Genomic DNA, 17,893 nt, shown 5'->3' with positions numbered 1-17,893 from the left:
AGTCTGTTTTATATCTCTTTTTAAAAAAAATTTGACGGGATACCTCAGGGGCAAGTCCTGCCTTCGATGAACGAATCTGCACTACATCAATTAATGAATAACTCGGCTGTTTCTGCCCCTAAGATAGAACGGTTTTGGGTCAGAGAGCACTCTCGATTCATTCATCAGGATTTGCTTTTTTTAGCGCCATTAAATCGGGCTAAAACGCCTTATGCAGGACGCAAATCATCCTTGGTACTGCCAAAACATTTGAGCATGCAATTACAGCAGTACTCATCGATTACAAACTTAAGTCCTCATCATCTGTTATGTACCATCGTGTTAATTTATCTCTATCGTTTAAATAATTATAAAAATTATTCCGTTCACATAACGGATGCTTCATTTAAAACACAATTAAGTGAATTCTCTTGTTTTCTATCCGATACACTACCACTCACTACCAACTTAACTCATGACACATCATTTGAAAAAGCAGCTCATCAAATAGATAACGAGTTAGTTCGATTGAAACATCATGAAACCTTTTGCAGCGATCTTTTTGTTCGCTATCCAGAACTACAAGTACCCAAAAAAGAAGTATTGATTCACTTTATTGAACAACAAGAATCGACTATGCTCAAAAAAGAGGACTATAAACTCATCCTGTCCATTTCCAAAGACGACGGCACAAGCCTACACATTCATAACAACACGAATTACCAGGCTCATGAGGCCTCTTATCCTTTTTTTAATCGAATCGAAGAGCACTTGGCGATTCTTTTAGAGGATGCGCTTACTCATCCCAATACCACACTCCATGAACTCCTATTGGTTAGCGAGAAAGAACGTTGTCTCATGAGCGCATGGAATAAAACTGCTTACGATTATGATATAACTCAACTACTACACCAGTACATAGAGCAGAAAGCCTCAAGCACTAGCTGCACGCTTTGAAAAAGCAACGATTACTTATGAAGTATTAGAGCAAAAAGCCAATCAATTAGCGCACTGCTTAATAAATCAAGGCGTACAACCTGGAGAGATTATCGGGTTATACCTGCATCGCTCACTGGAGATGCTCATCAGTGTTTTAGCTGTTCTAAAATCTGGTGCAGCCTATCTGCCGCTTGATCCCCATTACCCAGAACAACGTATTCACTACATGCTAGAAACCAGCCAGGCGTCCTGTTTAATAATTAAGGAAGAAAACACATCTCATCTATTACCTGCCTATAAAGGAACTGTCATTAACCTCATCGAGTTCCCTTATAATGAACTCGAATCAACAAAACCCGAAGTACACATCAGCACGTCTAATCTAGCCTACATTATCTATACATCAGGCACTACAGGCGCACCAAAAGATGTGGCTATCTCTCACAAAGCAGCATGTAATCACATGGTTTGGATGAAGACCGTTTATGATTTTGAACCATGCGATCGCTTTTTATTAAAAACCCCCTTTTCTTTTGATGCCTCCGTCTGGGAGCTCTTCATGCCCTTGATTGTTGGTGGGCTTCTAGTCATTGCACCTAATGAAGCACATACTAACTCTAAAGAATTAATCGATTTAATTACCCAGAACCAAATTACTATTATCCAACTCGTACCCTCCATGCTTCGTGAAATGACCTTGACTCAAGGATTTGGAAACTGCACCTCATTACGTCATGTATTTTGTGGTGGTGAAGCATTAATTCCAGAAACCATTCATGGTTTTTTTGAGCATAATACCTTTGATGCCAAACTTCATAATCTGTATGGCCCAACTGAAACAACGATTGATGCGGTAACACGCTCCTGCTCCATCGAAGACAGTGAACGCTCACTTAGCCTGATTGGAAGACCCATCTTTAATACTAAAGCTTATGTGTTAGATCGATTCATGCACCTGCTTCCTGTCGGTGCTTTGGGAGAGCTTTATCTGTCTGGTGATGGATTAGCTCAAGGCTATCTGAATAATCCAAACTTAACAAAGCAAAAATTTCTTTCTCATCCCTTCTGCTCTAAAGAGCGTGTTTATAAAACAGGCGATCTGGTGAAATGGCAACATCATGGAGAACTTGAATACCATGGTCGAACAGATGAGCAAATAAAAATTCGTGGGTTTAGAATTGAAATCAGCGAAATTGAATCCTGCTTGGAAAAAATTCATTCCATTTATCAGTGTTTGGTAAAGCCTGAGCGAACACACGATGGCGCGTATTTTTTATCTGCTTATTTGGTGTTATTAAAACAAACTCAATTAACGGCCAACGAGCTGCGCACTACCCTAAAAAAAGAGCTACCTGATTACATGATCCCCTCACGCTTTTACATTGTAACGCATTTATGTTGTACACCTAATGGAAAGCTTGATAGAACACATACGCCTACACCAATCAAGCAACTCTCGTTAGCTGCACAAAAAATCTCACCAGAAAATGAATCTCAAAAGCAATTACACCGTATTTGGTGTGCTGTTTTAAATAAAGACACACTTAGTATTGATGATGATTTTTTTGAACACGGAGGACACTCGCTTTTAGCCATGCACATCATGGCAGGCATTCAAGAATGCTTCGCTATCAAATTAACGATTCGCGCACTGTTTGAAAATCCAACTATTCGCTCTTTATCTAAAGAAGTAGAACACTTACTCAATAAAAACACGGATTCAAAGCGGACAAATCTACTCATTCAAACCAGTATTCCTTTGAAAAAATCAGGCTATAAAACACCACTTTTTTTAGTGCATCCCGTAGGTGGTAGCGTTTTTTGGTATACCTCGATTGGAAAGTATTTTGATAAAGATCGCCCACTGTACGGCATTCAAGATCCTGCTTTAGAAAGCCAATCATTTCTTTTTGAACACTTAGAAGACATGGCATCATGTTACATTGAGAACATCAAATCCATTCAGTCTCATGGCCCTTATTTTATAGGTGGTGCTTCTTTTGGTGCTACTGTAGCGGTAGAAATAGCACACCAGCTGCATCATAGAGGGGATGAGGTAGCGGCCATCCTTTCTTTAGATGGCTGGGCAGAATATCCAGCACTTCAAAGTAGTGAAGGATCGTTTAAAGAGATGATGAACGAGCAAAATACACGCCTACTAGAGCATTATCAAAAAAATAACTTTCATAACGCCTCGTTTTTGCTTGAGATGCAATGGCATAGAGAACAACTGCTCATGCGCTACAAAATCCCACAAATTAAAGCACCCTTCATTTTATTTAAAGCCACTCATTTATCTCCTTTATTTCAATACGATGCTCCGCTCAACTGGTGGGATGGGCATACGGAACGCCCCATTGAATGCCATCTCGTCTCTGGCGATCATGAGAGTATGTTCTATGATCAGCATGGCAAAGTATTAGCAGAATTAATGTCCGCCAGCTTAAAGGATAAAAACAATGGATAGGATAGAATAGAAATTGAATTAACACTATTTCAAGCACTCATTGATCGCATTCCTGAGCCGATTGTATGGATATCAGAACAAAACGAGGTATTAGGAATCAACCATCAAGCAGAACAACAATGGGCTATAAAAAAAGAAAGCTTATTCGGTCAGACACTCTCCTATCATGGCACAGCATCTATAGAGGAAAACAGTTCTTTTTTCCTTGCCACAATTGATATACAACAAAAGAAATATTCTGGCATGATATTAAAAACCCAATCACCACGCTCTAAACAGAATAAAGAATGGGAGGTGATTAGCCGCTATGTCCTTGCCACGCTAACATCTAATAGTTCAAACACTGAAGGAACGCATCAAGATATTTATCAGTACATGGAGAACATCATTGCTGAAATCCCCATCAGCGTCTACTGGATGAATACAGAGCATATCTATCTGGGCTGCAGCAACGACATGGCTAAACTACTTCATTTGAAATCAAGGCATGACATTGTAGGTAAAACCTATCACGATCTCTATGATGAACAATCCGCAGCACACTACAAAAAGGCCGATCAGGAAGTTATCCAGACAGGGGTGTCATTGAGTGTTGAAGAACCCATGTTTCAACCGGATGGCACTCAAAAGACGTATTTATCAAAAAAAGTTCCATTAAAAAATGCACAAGGTACTATCATTGGAATGTTGGGTATTTCTGTGAATATCACCGAACGAATTACAATGGAAAAAGAGTTAGAACGTGCAAAAGAAGCCGCCGAAGCAGCTAATCAAGCGAAAACGGAATTTATCGCCAACATGAGCCATGACATCCGAACCCCATTAACAGACGTGATTGGACTCTCCGAAATATTAGAACAAACGCTGCAAAACGAACAAGATAAAGAAAAAGCACACATGTTGCATGACAGTGGCGAAGAGCTGTTACATATGTTGAATGAGATTTTAGACGATGTGCGCGCAGGAAACTTACGAGAAACCGATGTTAAAACAGAATGTTTTGATGTACATCAGTGCATTCATGATTTAATTCGATTAGAGTCGCCAGCAACAATACTTAAGCACTTGGCGCTTAAAGCGAATATCGCCTACAATGTACCTCGTTATATCGAGAGCGACCGGAATAAAATTCATCGAATTTTGTTAAATTTAATGGGTAATGCGATTAAATTTACCCAATCAGGCAGTATTACCTTGAGTATTGAGTGTTTACACCGTGATGCTAATAAAGCACATCTCAAATTCAGTGTATCGGATACGGGTATTGGAATTCCAGAAGAGGCACAAGCTCAAGTGTTCAATCGCTTTTTTAAAGTCAGTTCGTCTTATAAAGGGATTTATACCGGACATGGATTAGGTCTTCATATTGCACAATCCTACGTGGAACTGCTCGGTGGGCATATTACCTTAACCAGTACCGTAGGCAAAGGCTCTACCTTTCATTTTGATGTAGAATGCCCGATAATTAATGCGCCTGCCGAGCTTGAAGAACAACCTAAAAAAGTATCTGAAGCAGCACCAGAGACATCACCACTTCATCTGCTTTTAGTTGAAGACAACATCATTGCTTTAAAAACTTTAGAAATCATACTTGAAAAAAAAAGATATACTTTTATTTCAGCCACAAGCGGAGAAGAGGCCTGGGCGCTCTTACAAACTCACTCCGTTGATTTAATCATTAGCGATATTGGTCAACTAAGCGAGCGAATCCGCAATCAAGAACGCGCATTAAATAAACATCCTATTCCCATCATCGGCCTCACAGGACATGCCAAAGAAACCGCATGGGAGGAATGCACACGTGCAGGCATGAATGATGTATTGAGTAAACCAGCTAATATAAACATGCTTGAACGATGTATTCGTCAGTGGAGTGCCTCAAAAGGGCAGCCCAATGAATCGGCGCCCTCTCTAACAACATCCCTAGGACTTGATTTACCCGATACAGAAGAAGAACTCTTTCAACTCGATGCCTATCCTCTATTCGATGAACAAGCGGTATTGGAACAAATTCCAGATAAAGCCCTACTCTTAAACTTACTTAAAACCTTTCTCTCCGATGAGATGCAAAAAGACATCACACAAATGAAGATGGAATATCAAGAGCAACATTGGGATAAGTAGAAAAACTAGCACACAAAATAAAAGGCGGTGTAGCCTATCTTGGAGCACAAAAAATGCGTTATGCCTGTCAGTATTTGGAGCGGTATTACAAAGCAGGCTATCGAAATCTGCTTGAACCATTGTATCAACAAATCATTCAAGTGAATGAAGACACCATCAACGAACTTAATCACTGGATTAAAGGCCAAGTCTAAATTTATTTGTACGTGGTTTAGATGGCTTACTTATGGTTGATAAACACATTCTATAAATTAATTTTTGTTTAAAATCCTATTAATGGGTTTTCCCGTATATCCAGCTCAAACTGGCAATGAGGGTAAAAACTATCATTTAACTGAATGCTGTTTTCTTGATCCTATATTTCTACTAATATTAAACGAAAAGCACGTTTACATAAATGTTCAAGGCTATCCTCTATGATTCGTCTCAATGCATTATCCAGAAAATCCAGAAGCTACCACCCTTAATTGATGCTTGTTATTATTTATTTCATCATGTAATGCAAGGCGCTCATCCCCTTTTTGCAATACTACTTCATACCCAAATGATTCTGCGATTTTAATTAAATTACTTACTTTAATATCTTTCTGCTTTCCTGAACGGAGATCCTGTATTACAGAAGGAGAAATTTTTGCCTCAGAAGCCAAAGTACGCACTGATTTATCATCTGATTCCATAATGGAAATAAGTAATTCAGAAAAAAGCAATTCCTTGTAATGCCTATCATAAGCCTGCTTAAATGGCCTATCTTGCATTTTTCGTTCATACGTTGACATAATACTCAAGAGCATCACTGCATCCTTTAGAATTGAAATACCAAATTACATATTCTGTATGCTTATTTTTCTTTTTCATATAAAATGAACTACTTTACCAGTACTTAGTCAAGTAAACCCATATTACAAGAGTCCTTTATACTTCGTACACTTAAATTATATCTTATGTCTTTGGAAAATTAATGGCTACTCTATCAAAAGAATTTCTGACAATCGATGCACCGATTTTGCAAAACAAACACGAATGTATTTTTGGCCAGTAATCGACGTAAAAAAAGTACGTCCTGGAATAGTTGCTATTTTTGCCTTTTGAAGAAACTGCTTTGATGCCGTTTCATCGTCATTAAAACCGGCAGAAATATCAATCAAAGCATAATATGTACCCTGAGGTATAATCGGTTTAAAACCAAGTTTAATAAAGATATCAAGCACAATATCTCGTTGTTTCTGATAAAATTGAATTAAATCTTTGTAATAGGAGTCTTGTAAAAATAAGACATCTTGCACAGCATATTGTAATGGTGTAACTGGGCATATATACAACAGATCTTGAATTTTAGCCATTTGCTTTATAATGCTGGATGGCCCCGCAGCATATCCTAACCGCCAACCTGTTGCATTATAGGTTTTCGAAAACCCTGAGATCGTAATAGTTCTTGATTTGTTATTTCCCAAGCGAGCAAAAGAAATATGTTGATAGAAATCATAAGTAATGTATTCATAGATTTCATCCGAAATAACATTTAGATTATATTTCTCAACAATCACACTAAGAGCGTTGAGCTCACTTTCCTGAAACACTTTACCTAAAGGATTTGCAGGGTTGCAAAGAAGTATTCCTCGTGTCTTACTGCTAATGGAGCGCTCGACTTGCTCCAAATCAAATGATAAATTGCTAAAATGTACTGGAATTAATTTAACTTCAACGCCAAAAAACGCCAAAAGACCTCGATGTGCCGGATAAAACGGCTCAAAGAGAAGCACTTCATCTCCAGGATTAAATAAGGCTTTTATAGCACAGGTTAATGCTCCTGTAGCTCCATGTGTAATGATAACTTCCGTTTCCGGATCTACAGCTATTTGATTAAACTGATGAAATTTATCAGCAATCACTTCTCTTAAATTACTGATTCCTTTAGAAGATGAATAACGATGCGCTACCTCATCATACAATACCTTCTCAACCCCTAGTACCATTTCATCAGGAACAGGTAAAGAAGAAACTCCTTGTCCTAAATCCATCCCATTCATCCTCTGGCAATATTCAGTAATCGCTTCGACATCCCATTTTTTACTCATATTGCTCAAGAACATATTTCTTCCTTTTTTAAAAATCTATTCATCAGCAAAAATAATTTATACAGTAACGCGTTATTAGAGAGTTGCTGCCAATCATCAAATTTTTCCCTTATATAATTCAGAGAAAAATTATTGGTCAAAGAAAATAAACTGATTACTTGTATGTCAATGAATCGAATAGAAAAACGCACTAAATGAATGAGTTGCTCACAAAAAAACAGCGCATCATCATCCAAAACTCTTAACTTACTTTTTAGAACATTTAATTGCAGCGTGGGAATATGATGCACATGATTCAATAAAAACTGCACACAAGCCCTCTGATCCAAAGACCAAATCACATGCATTTTCCGCTGAATTTCGCGAGATATTTTGCATAATACTCTCATAAAATTCCTAACAGACAATACATCCAAACTCAATTTCGATGCCACCTCCATTAAATGATGGCATTGCTCTTTTTCAATAGATGGCGCATAAACTGGCTTTTTGAGAATAAACTTCAACGATGCGATAATACGTACATAATCAATTCTCATTTCCATTAACCTAATTAACTCAGAATGAACGGCTCGCACTGTTCCTCCTTAATTGCTGGTGTTGCATCAACCATTTGCGAAAAAAGAGTGTGCTCATAGTCACGTATTTTTTGATGCTGCTGCATTAGTTCTTCTCGATTTGCTCCCAGAGAATTAATAAAACCAGGGCAATTAATCAGGGTACTTGTTTTTTCAAGAATGCCCTGTGTTTTCATAAAAATACTATGAAAATAGGGTAATCTCTGCACGGGCATCAAATCAGGCGGATTACTAATCACACCATGGATAGGGGAAATCATAAAGGTACACAAAAGGCGTTTACATAAGGGTAGTTTATTTTCAGGCCGTAGTATTTTATGGAAATTCTCTGGATTGAGGTAGGACTCCGCAATAATGGAAATATGGTTATATCCTAAGCTTTCCGTATAAGCAGAAAGATCGATCCCCCCAATCGGCCTTGCGGCAGTTTCAATAAGTACAGGAGTACACTCATTGACTAACATCACTTCACTGTGACCTGCACCAAATTTTATACCCAAGGCATCCAGCGATTTTTTAACGTAATCAGCTAAAACCTTATAAAGTGCCTGATGTTCTATAGGACACAAAACTTCCGCATAATCATAGACAGGCGATGCATTCATCGTTATTTTATTGACTCGAATCATATCGGTAACATAATGCGTTCCATCGCGACTCACCGTATTGACTACATATTCTGTGCCATGAAGATAGGGCTGAACAAGGAGCTCATCATTGGTTTCCCCAAGAGCATTTACGATACCAATTAGTTGATTAAAAGCGACCTGTACCTCCTCTTGATTTTGGCAAATGGTTACGCCATCTGTTCCAGCACTAGCTAGTGGCTTAAGCACAATAGGATATTCGATACCTTGAGTGTTCAGCCAATTAAAAATTGCCTCACTCTTATTGGTTTTAAACACTGGAATTGAATTGATTCCTGCACGCTCCAGTGCTTTTTGCATCTCATATTTATTTCTCCGTGCGATGCTCAGTTTCGGATCATTGGTTGTCGCAAGCGATAATTTTTGACTGAGTCTATCAGCAATTAAAACAGCGATTTCAGAACCGGGGATAACCGCTTTCACATCAAATTCAACCAGCTCCTGAATGATTTTTTCATCATTACCATCCCAAACCAGATTTTTAATAAAGTCCTGCTGCCTAAATGAATCTAAAAAGTAAGGATTAATCATTGTTCCAGGCTGAATATGGACGCATTGATACCCGCGAGAAATAAAAGCTGGCGCCAAATACTGCCCTGTAGAATAAGCCCCAACAATGACAATTAATTTATTGTTTATATTCATCACATCATCCTTTTTTATTGATTGGTACAAAGAAAGGAATTGAGATAGTCACGAGCCCCGTGCTAAGCCCTACTCCTAATAAACTCAAAACAATGCCGATTGTTTGTAATAAGGTAATCGATTGCTGCAAAACAACAGCTGCTAGCAACAATGCAAAGGGAGGCATTAAAAGAGTAATTACACCTGTTTGCGCGGGGCCAAGGTACTTCACACCATGAGACCACCATAAGAAAGAAAGCACGCCGCCCAATACGATGAGATACCCCATATATAAGCCAAAATCCAACTTGAGATGTTCGAAAATAAGCCGATGATCACCTAAAAAACTGACAGGAAGGAACAAGAGGCTGCCAATAATGGATGCATAAGCTGTGGCATGCAGTGAAGGTAAGTAATTCAACACTGATTTACTTAAAGTAGAATACAGTGAAAAAGAAAAAGCAGCTAAAAGAAGCAGCAAGTTACCCATCATATTGTGCATACCAGGATGTAAACTCCAATCACCAGTTAATGTAGCGATTGCACCTGAAAAACCAGCAAGCAAGCCCAGGTATTGTGACCTGCTCAATTGGTCTATTGCCTTAATATGAGTAATCAGTACAGTAGTTAAAGGCTGGATTGTTGGGATTAAAAGCGACGCACTAATCGCCGACGATAAAGACAATCCCCAGTAAACCAAAACATTATAAACCACCACACCAAAGACCCCCATACCAAACAAAGGCCATACCACACCACGAGGCACCATCAACCATGTGTATTTTTTTGAACAACAAAAAATCAGTATAAATCCTAGGCAAACGCCTAAGTTGCGAATAAGCAAGGTAGTCATCACCGGCTGCTTCGTTAATGCCAGCTGACCTATGATAAAAGCTCCACCCCAAATCAGTTGCACCATAATCAACTGCAAATAAACCATAATTTCTGATTTTTTTTCCATGTTTGATGTCCTTAACCCGCTAAATAACCACCATCAACCGGCACGATGGCTCCAGTAATAAAAGAGGCTTCTTCTGATGCTAAAAATAAAACAGTTCGCGCGACTTCAAGAGGCAAGCCTAAACGACCCAACGGATGAATTGTTCCTTTTATTTTTTTTAATTCCGCAGCATTAGGAACTGTGCCAATAGCTCTATCCGTCATCGGTGTATCAATAATTCCAGGGGCTACTGCATTAACACGAATAGAGTAAGGGGCATACTCAACTGCCATGGCCTGGGTCAATAATTTAACAGCCGCTTTACTTGCACTATAAAGTGCATCCCCTTTCCAGGCTAAAAAAGACGCAACTGAAGCCATATTAATAATGACTCCAGAAGAATGCTTCATCAGATGCTTAAGCACATATTTTGAGCATAAAAAAACACTTTTTACATTAACATCCATCAGTTGCTGATAGTGTTCTTCTGTAAAATCAGTGACAGCACCAGAAATCTCTATCCCTGCATTATTAAACAGAACATCTATTTTACCGTAGCGCTCAATCACCGTATTTACTAGATTTTTTACATCATCTGTATTGGCTACATCAACATGATAATAAATACATTCTTGATTCCTTGCTTTAAAAGCGGCTATAATTTCTGCTTCTTTTGCAGCATTACTGTCTGCAATTACGGTTATTGCGCCCTCTACTGCAAATTGATGTGCTGTCTCAAGACCAATTCCTGAGGCACCACCAGTAACAATAACTACTTTCTTATCAAATCGCTTACTCATGTTTTTTCTTCCTCTTATATCGATTGCGATAGGCCACCATCAATACAAACGGTTGTTCCCGTAATATAATCTGCCAAACTCGATGCTAAAAAAGCAATCAATGCGGCTACTTCCTCAGGCTGACCAATCCGTCTCAAGGGAATTTTTTCGCAGATATTCTTTACGATTAATTCATCAGGATGCCCTGAAGCTTTGGATAATGTATGAATCAACAATTGATATCTTGGTGTTAAAACAAACCCTGGATTAACTCCTGTAATGCACACATTATACTGTGCAGCGGTTTTTGAAAATGTTTTAATAAAGTTCATTAATCCTGCGTTGATAACCCCAGACATCATTAAATGAGAAGAAGGCTCTTTGCCAGTGAGTCCAACAACATTAATGATTTTTCCGGAGCATTTTGTTTTCATGAATGCAAAGACAAGGTGTATTAACTGGAGGTAGCCTAACAATTTCTTTTCACAAGCTTCCAGCCAATGGTGGTTGGAAAAAACTCCGGTATCAAGAGTAAACGAAGCCCCTTCCGTACTGTTGACTAAAATATCTATTGTCCCAAAACAACGCACTGTTTGCGCAACCAATTGCTGTGCATCACGTACTTCATAGACATCTGCTGCAAAAATTTCAATCATGCACCGAGGAGCGCTGACTAAAATAGAAGCTCTTGCTGTTTCTAATGTGGCTCGTGTTCTCCCGCATAAAAGTAAATGACACCCCTCTTGAGCTAATTGCTGAGCAGTGGCCAGTCCAATTCCTGAACTACCTCCGGCAATAAGCGCTACTTTTCCCTTAATATGCAAATCCATGATTATAACCCTCGTGCATATTTTCTAGGTTTATTGTAACGATGAGGCAAAAATAGATTTAAAGAAATGGCGGTTTCCGCAAATGGATTATGCGCCCCATGCAACACCTCATCGGGTGCATAATAAATTTTTCCAAAATGAAAATGCTCTTCTTCATCACCTACTTGCCTAAGGTAACTGCCCTGAACTGCGATACCAATTTGCTCACCTCGGTGTTGATGAGCTGGCATTGACGCATGCTGTGGTATGGTACTTAACATCACCTCACACCAAGAGCTTACAAAAAAGCACATATTAATTCCCGTTCTTAACGTGCGTTCATTTTCCGGATAAATAAAATAATCCTGTTTTTTAGGGAAGAGTTCTGCACAAAACTTACGTTTAATATCAAGGCCTATAGCAACCTTCCCGGAACGATTAATTGCGGCATGTGCTACATTCGGAGGAATGACATAGGCATTTCTTAACTCGTCCAAACACTCTTCTCTTCCATCGATTTGCATGGTGAATGAGCCTTTTAACGCCATTCCCATTTGCCGCTCAGAATGCGCATGCATCTTAAGCTCTGCATCAGGCTCAATAGTGGAAATCAAAATTTTTGTTTGGCTCGGATCGTTCAATTCAAATAAATAAGAGCTAATCCCATCAGAACTAATGTGCTGAGGAACCGGAAAAAAATGACTCATACGACAAACTCCTTTTTAATAAATACGGACCATCCCATTCGAATAGGACCATATAAAGCACAACAAACTAGATTGTAGTTTTTAATCGCATTCATGTTGGTTAACGCTAAATCAGCTTTGCCCTCGGAAACCTCTTCAGCAGCCTGACTCGTTGAACTAACCAACGCAATTTCATAACGAGAAAGTCTCATCTGGGCTAAAAGAACATCCAATAAAAGAATCGGTGCCGGATGGGAAACAACTCGGCAATGATGTTGAGAAAGCACTGCATCTGAGCGCTTGGCTAATCCATAAGCAGGAGTATCGAATACAAACATTCGATATAAAGCAACTTTGGGATTAATGTAAAATAGATTAATGTCACTGTATGCATGAGGAACTAGTGCCATGGAAAGATCGCCCTCAGTCAATTCATACAAAACAAGCTGAAAGCTGTTTAATAATGTAATTGAATACTGTTCAGATTTCTTTTCATCAGTTTGAAGAAAGTAGGCTACCGCAGCCTCACTACTCGTTCCTGCAGGCCCTAACGTGCCTATTCTTATTGTTTTTTTCAGCTCGTCCATGTCCAAATCTCTGATTAACAGTCAACATAATGTTTGGCGATACACTGCATTACATGCATTGTTTGTTCATAATTTAAACGAGGGTCCACCAGACTTTTGTAGTTTTTCTTAAAGCCGGTTACTGAACTACAAAGAGATGATTTGTAATCAATGCATTCCGTAACCTTTTGATGTGTTGCTTCAAGATGGATGGCATTAAGTGTGCTGCCCATTGTTTTATGAATTAAAAAAGAATCCTTAATTTCCGCAATAATAGTGCTAAGTTTTCTAATCTTTATTCCCGAATTTAGAGTTTCAGTATTCCCATGCATGGGGTCACAACTCCATAAAACAGTATGCCTTGTTTTTTTCACTGCCGTAATTAATTGCGGCAAAACACGATGAACAGATTGCGCCCCTAACCTGGGAATAAGGGTAATACGTCCAGGAAGATAATCGGGATCTAAAGTATTGATGGTCTTTATAAGTGCTGGGATAGAGGTATCTGACCCTATTTTTATTGCAATCGGATTAGCAATTTTTTTCAAATAGTCAATGTGCTCAATACTATTAACAGTACGCTTACCAAGCCATGGAAAATGCGTTGAACGATTGTAATATAACCCTGTTTGCTTATCTAATCGAGTTAATGCGTGCTCGTAATAAAGTAATAATGCTTCATGGCTTGTATATATTTTTTGTTCTGGCTCTAATTCTCGATTCCATTGATTCATCGCGTGATAAATAGATGCAGAGCAATTATAACTCAGTAGCATTCGCCAAGGATCAGGACGTCGGTGATTTTCTTGAAATTGATTAATCATGTCACCAAAATAGGAATAAATTCTTTTATTCTGATACGTTTCATACTGATTACTTCTAGGCTTTGCGTACTGTCCTGCTATTCGACCAACCTGGAGTACACTACTCCCAGTTTTTCTTTGAAAAAATTCAGCTAGCTGTTGAATAAAGTCTAACTTTGCATAAGTTGTCTCTTGGTCACATTCAGAAAAACGTTCTGCACAGTCTCCTGATTGTATTAAAAAATATTCTCCTAATGCTGCTCTTGCTATCAATTGACGGAATTTGTTGATCTCTTTAATTGAAACCAATGGTGCTTGAGATTTTAGAATATTTTGGATATGCATCAGTTCATTTGTGGAATGATAGAATGGAATAATTTGATTATTATGGACTTGAATTTTTCGCTCAGATTTAAACATTTTTACAACTCCTTGTAGCTTAGACTTTGTTTTTCATGATAAAATAGCCTTTTAACTCTATTAGGATTCTTTAATTACGACCCACTAGTTATATTAAATCAAGATTCTTTTTCTCTACCGTAATCGATTTCGTACTATTTCACAGAAACCCCTAGTACTAAAGCAAGCCTATTAATATCTATGTCGCCATATTTTATTAAAACGTCAATTAGAATTTTCTGTTTATTGCTTTTGCTGCAGAAATCAATTTTAGCTGATGATTCTGGAAACTCTAATGTGCAATTCATTTAAATTAACCTCCTAGTTTTAATTTTACTAAATCTTATTGGCAATTTTGCGATGAATATCCTTCTATTGCTTTATGTAATATGAGTGTTATCGTAGAATTTGTGCTAATATTGAAACTTACATCTATGTAACTTAATTACATGGATGTAATTTATTACACTAATGTAACTAAGTCAACTTATGTCAACAAAAATTTTAAATGAACCCCATAATTTATTGCTCGCGAAGACTTTAAATGATCTCATTAGCAGAGATGAAAACTTAACTCCTGCAGGACTTGCGAGAAAATTAGGAATCCCAACAAACAAAATTACAAGAATCCTCAATGGTGATGTAACTGACCCTAAAGCCAGCACTTTGCTACAAATTGCAAATTGCTTTGAAATTAACATCAACCAATTGTTAGGCCTCGAACCTATTATTCGTGAAGGTGAATATGGAGATTTAGCAGCTTCGCAAATGTTGCCTGTATTTAATTTAAATCAAATGGATGATCAAAAAACTCCTAGAGAATGGTATCGATGGGTTGAGAATGACTTGGAAGGTAATTATTATGCCCTTTGTATTGATACCGATTTATATGAGCCAACATTTCTACAAAATTCTCTTTTAATTGTTCATGCTGATTTATTACCAGAGGATCGTTGCTTTGTTGTAGTAAAGAAAAAAAATAATCTGTCTCATTGTTCAATTAAAAAATATATTATTGATGGATCTGAAACCTATTTTTACCCCATTAATCCAAAACTATCAGTAGAAATTTATGATGAACATTTGCACACTATTGCGGGTGTAATCCTTGAGGTGCACCAGAAACTGCGTACAAAAAATAAGCCGTAGGATGTAATTATGGAAAATTGGAGCCAAAGTAATAAATTTTTACGTTTTATCTATCAGCACGTGATTTTGCGGTTCATCGGAGAAGTAAGAGAACCTTATCTTATTCGAATTGATAACCTCTTTACCCATCCTGAATCAAACGAATTATCCGTTGCTTTTCATATTGCCAATAAACGCATTAATCAAGAAATGTCAGTCGCTGAGTTTGTAAAAACTGACATGATTTATCTTGTTGACCCCCGCATTGTGTTCGATATGGGGCAACAATTCGGTGCACATTCAGAAAAACTTGTAATTAAGCAAAAGGAGCAACCTAGTTTAAAAGCAAAATGCATTACTAGTTTGAAGAGAGTTTTTATCGATGAATAACTCTTCGACGGGTAAATCTAAAACACCACTTCAATTTAAAGTGTTCCATACTTTGCTAGGTTTTGCAGTCTTTTTTTCTTTAATTACTGTACCTGCTGAAGCTCAACTTATTAATTTATTTGGAATAACAACCGCCTCTGAGTTCTTATGGTGGCCGATTGCATTTTTTGTAGTGCAATTGATATACCACCTCTATGGTTTTGCTTATCTCCGACATACCGTTTATTTCGTGATAATATTTCATGTCATTTATGTTTTATTTTTAAAATTTGCTATTTGGTTGCCAGCATCGGGGTTTTGGAAAATGCAGGAAACATACAATCAGGTGCTTGGTAGAGACCTTTTGTACTTAATAAAAAGTACCATCTTTTTATGGGCTTGTACTTTATTACCAATAAGATTATTCAATACCTTAAACGAAAAGAGCATTAAATACACTTTTTTAATTTCATTAATGATATTTTGCTCGATGAATATGATCTTTCTTAATCCTCAAAATAATATAGATGAAGCTCAGCTTATTATCCCGCTATTGATTTATGGATTCCTTAATATTTTTTCTCAACCACTACGTAAACAAATTGCGATAATTGAAAAAATTGACCGACCCAACTACATCGATAATCATTTGTTTAGATTTCAGTTACCTTACACCCTAGCAGCAAGTGATTATCGGTTTAAATACCACCATATATTATTTTGCTCCAGTATCGTATTTTTCATTGCTTCGAAAACCGTCGCGGCTAAATTCATTTCGATTGGTTTTTTAACAATTAATGTCGGCGGTATCGTTTTTTCATTGGCGTATTTAGCCGCTGATATGATGACTGATGTGTATGGCATTGAGCGCACAAAACAGATGGTATTGTTCGTCATTTTCTGCAATTTATTATTTGTCTTTGATGTTTGGATCACAAACTTGCTTGCGGTAGGTGAGAATGTTCCATTTAAATCAATTCTGCATAATCAGTTACGTATGTTCATTGCTTCCGCAACTGCTTTTTTTCTTGGCATGACTATTAATTCAACTGTCATTTCAATTATTAAAACAAGACAGCGAAAACGCGGTATTTCTTTAAAGAAAGAATTTATTACCACGGTTTGGATACGAATTGCTACATCATCTGCCTTTGGGATTATAATTGATGTTAGTCTTTTTTCGTTAGTGGCGTTCTATGGCATTGTACCAACTGAAAAACTTGGAAGCGTAATTTTATTTGAAGATGCTTATAAAATATCCTATGAAGTGTTATTAACACCTGTTTCAGTTCTGCTCATTTACTTACTTAAAGTGAAAGAAAAAGTGGATATCTATGATGAATTATCGAACTTAAATCCTTTTAGAATCAATACCAATTACAAGTTCAATGCAAATAAATTTGATGAAAATTATATGAAACTCAAAGGGAATAACAATGGATAAATACATTTTTAATTTTATGGCAGCAACAATTGAAACAGCTGCATCAAACCCTATTGCCCCCTATGGAGCAATCATTGTTTACGATAATAAAGATATTCTTTTGAAATCCGTAAATAATGCGCATCATCATCCTCTGATGCATGGTGAACTATCAGTTATACACTCATTGTTTAATAATGGTTTTAATAGCGATGTAAGCAAATTAAGTCTTTATACAACAGCTGAGCCATGTCCTATGTGTGCTGCTGCAATCTATTGGGCGATGATTCCTAAAGTAATTTATGGGACATCTATCTCATTTTTGCATGAATTGTTTGGCCGACAAATTCAAATTGGCGCAGAAGAAGTTTTATCAAAAACACCTGATTTTTATAGTTGTCATCTAATTGGGGGGATAATGGAGGATGAATGTAATCAATTGTTTTTTGAAGCAAAAAAATTAAGAGCATTATGATCAATATCCTCAGGAAAAAGTGATAGCGCTCTTGGATGTAAGGCGATATCGAAACTCATAACACTATATTCTATAACAGTAAT

18 protein-coding genes are annotated in these 17,893 nt (G+C 37.4%); 8 read left to right on the top strand and 10 right to left on the bottom strand.

Annotation, left to right across the window (positions count from 1 at the left end):
* The first annotated feature begins 66 nt into the window (after positions 1-66).
* The 4 genes from QM652_RS08380 (at position 67) to QM652_RS08365 (ending at position 5,703) form a co-directional block, all read left to right on the top strand.
* Positions 67-936, top strand: a complete 870-nt coding sequence (locus tag QM652_RS08380; protein WP_415074732.1) for a hypothetical protein — start codon at positions 67-69, stop codon at positions 934-936.
* Between the two features lie 10 nt (positions 937-946).
* Entirely contained in the window at positions 947-3,385 is a 2,439-nt protein-coding gene (locus QM652_RS08375) for an amino acid adenylation domain-containing protein (RefSeq protein ID WP_415074734.1), read from the top strand.
* Positions 3,386-3,628: 243 nt separating this feature from the next.
* A complete protein-coding gene (locus tag QM652_RS08370; RefSeq protein WP_415074730.1) occupies positions 3,629-5,509 on the top strand; it encodes an ATP-binding protein in 1,881 nt (626 codons plus the stop codon).
* A gap of 53 nt (positions 5,510-5,562) precedes the next feature.
* Positions 5,563-5,703, top strand: coding sequence for a hypothetical protein (locus QM652_RS08365; RefSeq protein ID WP_415074728.1), 141 nt, complete (start codon positions 5,563-5,565; stop codon positions 5,701-5,703).
* A gap of 240 nt (positions 5,704-5,943) precedes the next feature.
* Here QM652_RS08365 and QM652_RS08360 read toward each other — a convergent pair whose 3' ends face one another.
* The 10 genes from QM652_RS08360 to QM652_RS08315 all read right to left on the bottom strand — a co-directional run bounded on the left by QM652_RS08360 (position 5,944) and on the right by QM652_RS08315 (position 14,436).
* On the bottom strand, positions 5,944-6,300 hold the full coding sequence (locus tag QM652_RS08360; RefSeq protein WP_415074726.1) for a helix-turn-helix domain-containing protein: 357 nt from the start codon (positions 6,298-6,300) through the stop codon (positions 5,944-5,946).
* 171 nt (positions 6,301-6,471) lie between these two features.
* Positions 6,472-7,599 (bottom strand): pyridoxal phosphate-dependent aminotransferase, encoded by a 1,128-nt coding sequence (locus QM652_RS08355; protein WP_415074724.1) that lies wholly within the window; start codon positions 7,597-7,599, stop codon positions 6,472-6,474.
* A complete protein-coding gene (locus QM652_RS08350) occupies positions 7,590-8,123 on the bottom strand; it encodes a hypothetical protein (protein ID WP_415074722.1) in 534 nt (177 codons plus the stop codon). The genes QM652_RS08355 and QM652_RS08350 overlap by 10 nt, the downstream gene beginning before the upstream one ends.
* A gap of 14 nt (positions 8,124-8,137) precedes the next feature.
* Positions 8,138-9,454: an ATP-grasp domain-containing protein gene (locus QM652_RS08345; RefSeq protein ID WP_415074720.1), complete on the bottom strand. Its 1,317-nt coding sequence runs from the start codon at positions 9,452-9,454 to the stop codon at positions 8,138-8,140.
* Positions 9,455-9,458: 4 nt separating this feature from the next.
* Entirely contained in the window at positions 9,459-10,394 is a 936-nt protein-coding gene (locus tag QM652_RS08340) for a DMT family transporter (protein WP_415074718.1), read from the bottom strand.
* An 11-nt stretch (positions 10,395-10,405) separates the two neighbouring features.
* Entirely contained in the window at positions 10,406-11,173 is a 768-nt protein-coding gene (locus tag QM652_RS08335; protein WP_415074716.1) for an SDR family NAD(P)-dependent oxidoreductase, read from the bottom strand.
* Positions 11,174-11,187: 14 nt separating this feature from the next.
* Positions 11,188-11,982: an SDR family oxidoreductase gene (locus tag QM652_RS08330; protein WP_415074714.1), complete on the bottom strand. Its 795-nt coding sequence runs from the start codon at positions 11,980-11,982 to the stop codon at positions 11,188-11,190.
* A gap of 2 nt (positions 11,983-11,984) precedes the next feature.
* The gene (locus QM652_RS08325; RefSeq protein ID WP_415074712.1) at positions 11,985-12,668 is read right to left on the bottom strand and encodes a cupin domain-containing protein; all 684 of its coding nucleotides are present in this window, start codon (positions 12,666-12,668) and stop codon (positions 11,985-11,987) included.
* On the bottom strand, positions 12,665-13,234 hold the full coding sequence (locus QM652_RS08320; protein ID WP_415074710.1) for a LysR family transcriptional regulator: 570 nt from the start codon (positions 13,232-13,234) through the stop codon (positions 12,665-12,667). The genes QM652_RS08325 and QM652_RS08320 overlap by 4 nt, the downstream gene beginning before the upstream one ends.
* A 14-nt stretch (positions 13,235-13,248) precedes the next feature.
* Positions 13,249-14,436: a 3-deoxy-7-phosphoheptulonate synthase gene (locus QM652_RS08315; RefSeq protein ID WP_415074708.1), complete on the bottom strand. Its 1,188-nt coding sequence runs from the start codon at positions 14,434-14,436 to the stop codon at positions 13,249-13,251.
* A gap of 468 nt (positions 14,437-14,904) precedes the next feature.
* Between QM652_RS08315 and QM652_RS08310 the strand changes: the two genes are divergently transcribed.
* The 4 genes from QM652_RS08310 to QM652_RS08295 are packed head-to-tail and all read left to right on the top strand — an operon-like array spanning position 14,905 to position 17,810.
* Positions 14,905-15,564, top strand: a complete 660-nt coding sequence (locus QM652_RS08310; protein WP_415074706.1) for a helix-turn-helix domain-containing protein — start codon at positions 14,905-14,907, stop codon at positions 15,562-15,564.
* A gap of 9 nt (positions 15,565-15,573) precedes the next feature.
* Positions 15,574-15,933 (top strand): hypothetical protein, encoded by a 360-nt coding sequence (locus tag QM652_RS08305; RefSeq protein ID WP_415074704.1) that lies wholly within the window; start codon positions 15,574-15,576, stop codon positions 15,931-15,933.
* A complete protein-coding gene (locus tag QM652_RS08300; RefSeq protein WP_415074702.1) occupies positions 15,926-17,356 on the top strand; it encodes a VUT family protein in 1,431 nt (476 codons plus the stop codon). The genes QM652_RS08305 and QM652_RS08300 overlap by 8 nt, the downstream gene beginning before the upstream one ends.
* The gene (locus QM652_RS08295; protein ID WP_415074700.1) at positions 17,349-17,810 is read left to right on the top strand and encodes a nucleoside deaminase; all 462 of its coding nucleotides are present in this window, start codon (positions 17,349-17,351) and stop codon (positions 17,808-17,810) included. The genes QM652_RS08300 and QM652_RS08295 overlap by 8 nt, the downstream gene beginning before the upstream one ends.
* Positions 17,811-17,893 lie beyond the last annotated feature (83 nt).

The sequence above is a fragment of the Legionella sp. genome, assembly GCF_047605385.1.
Lineage (GTDB): Bacteria > Pseudomonadota > Gammaproteobacteria > Legionellales > Legionellaceae > Legionella.
Note: the sequence above shows the minus strand (reverse complement) of the source record. Positions and strands in the feature narration are given on the sequence as shown.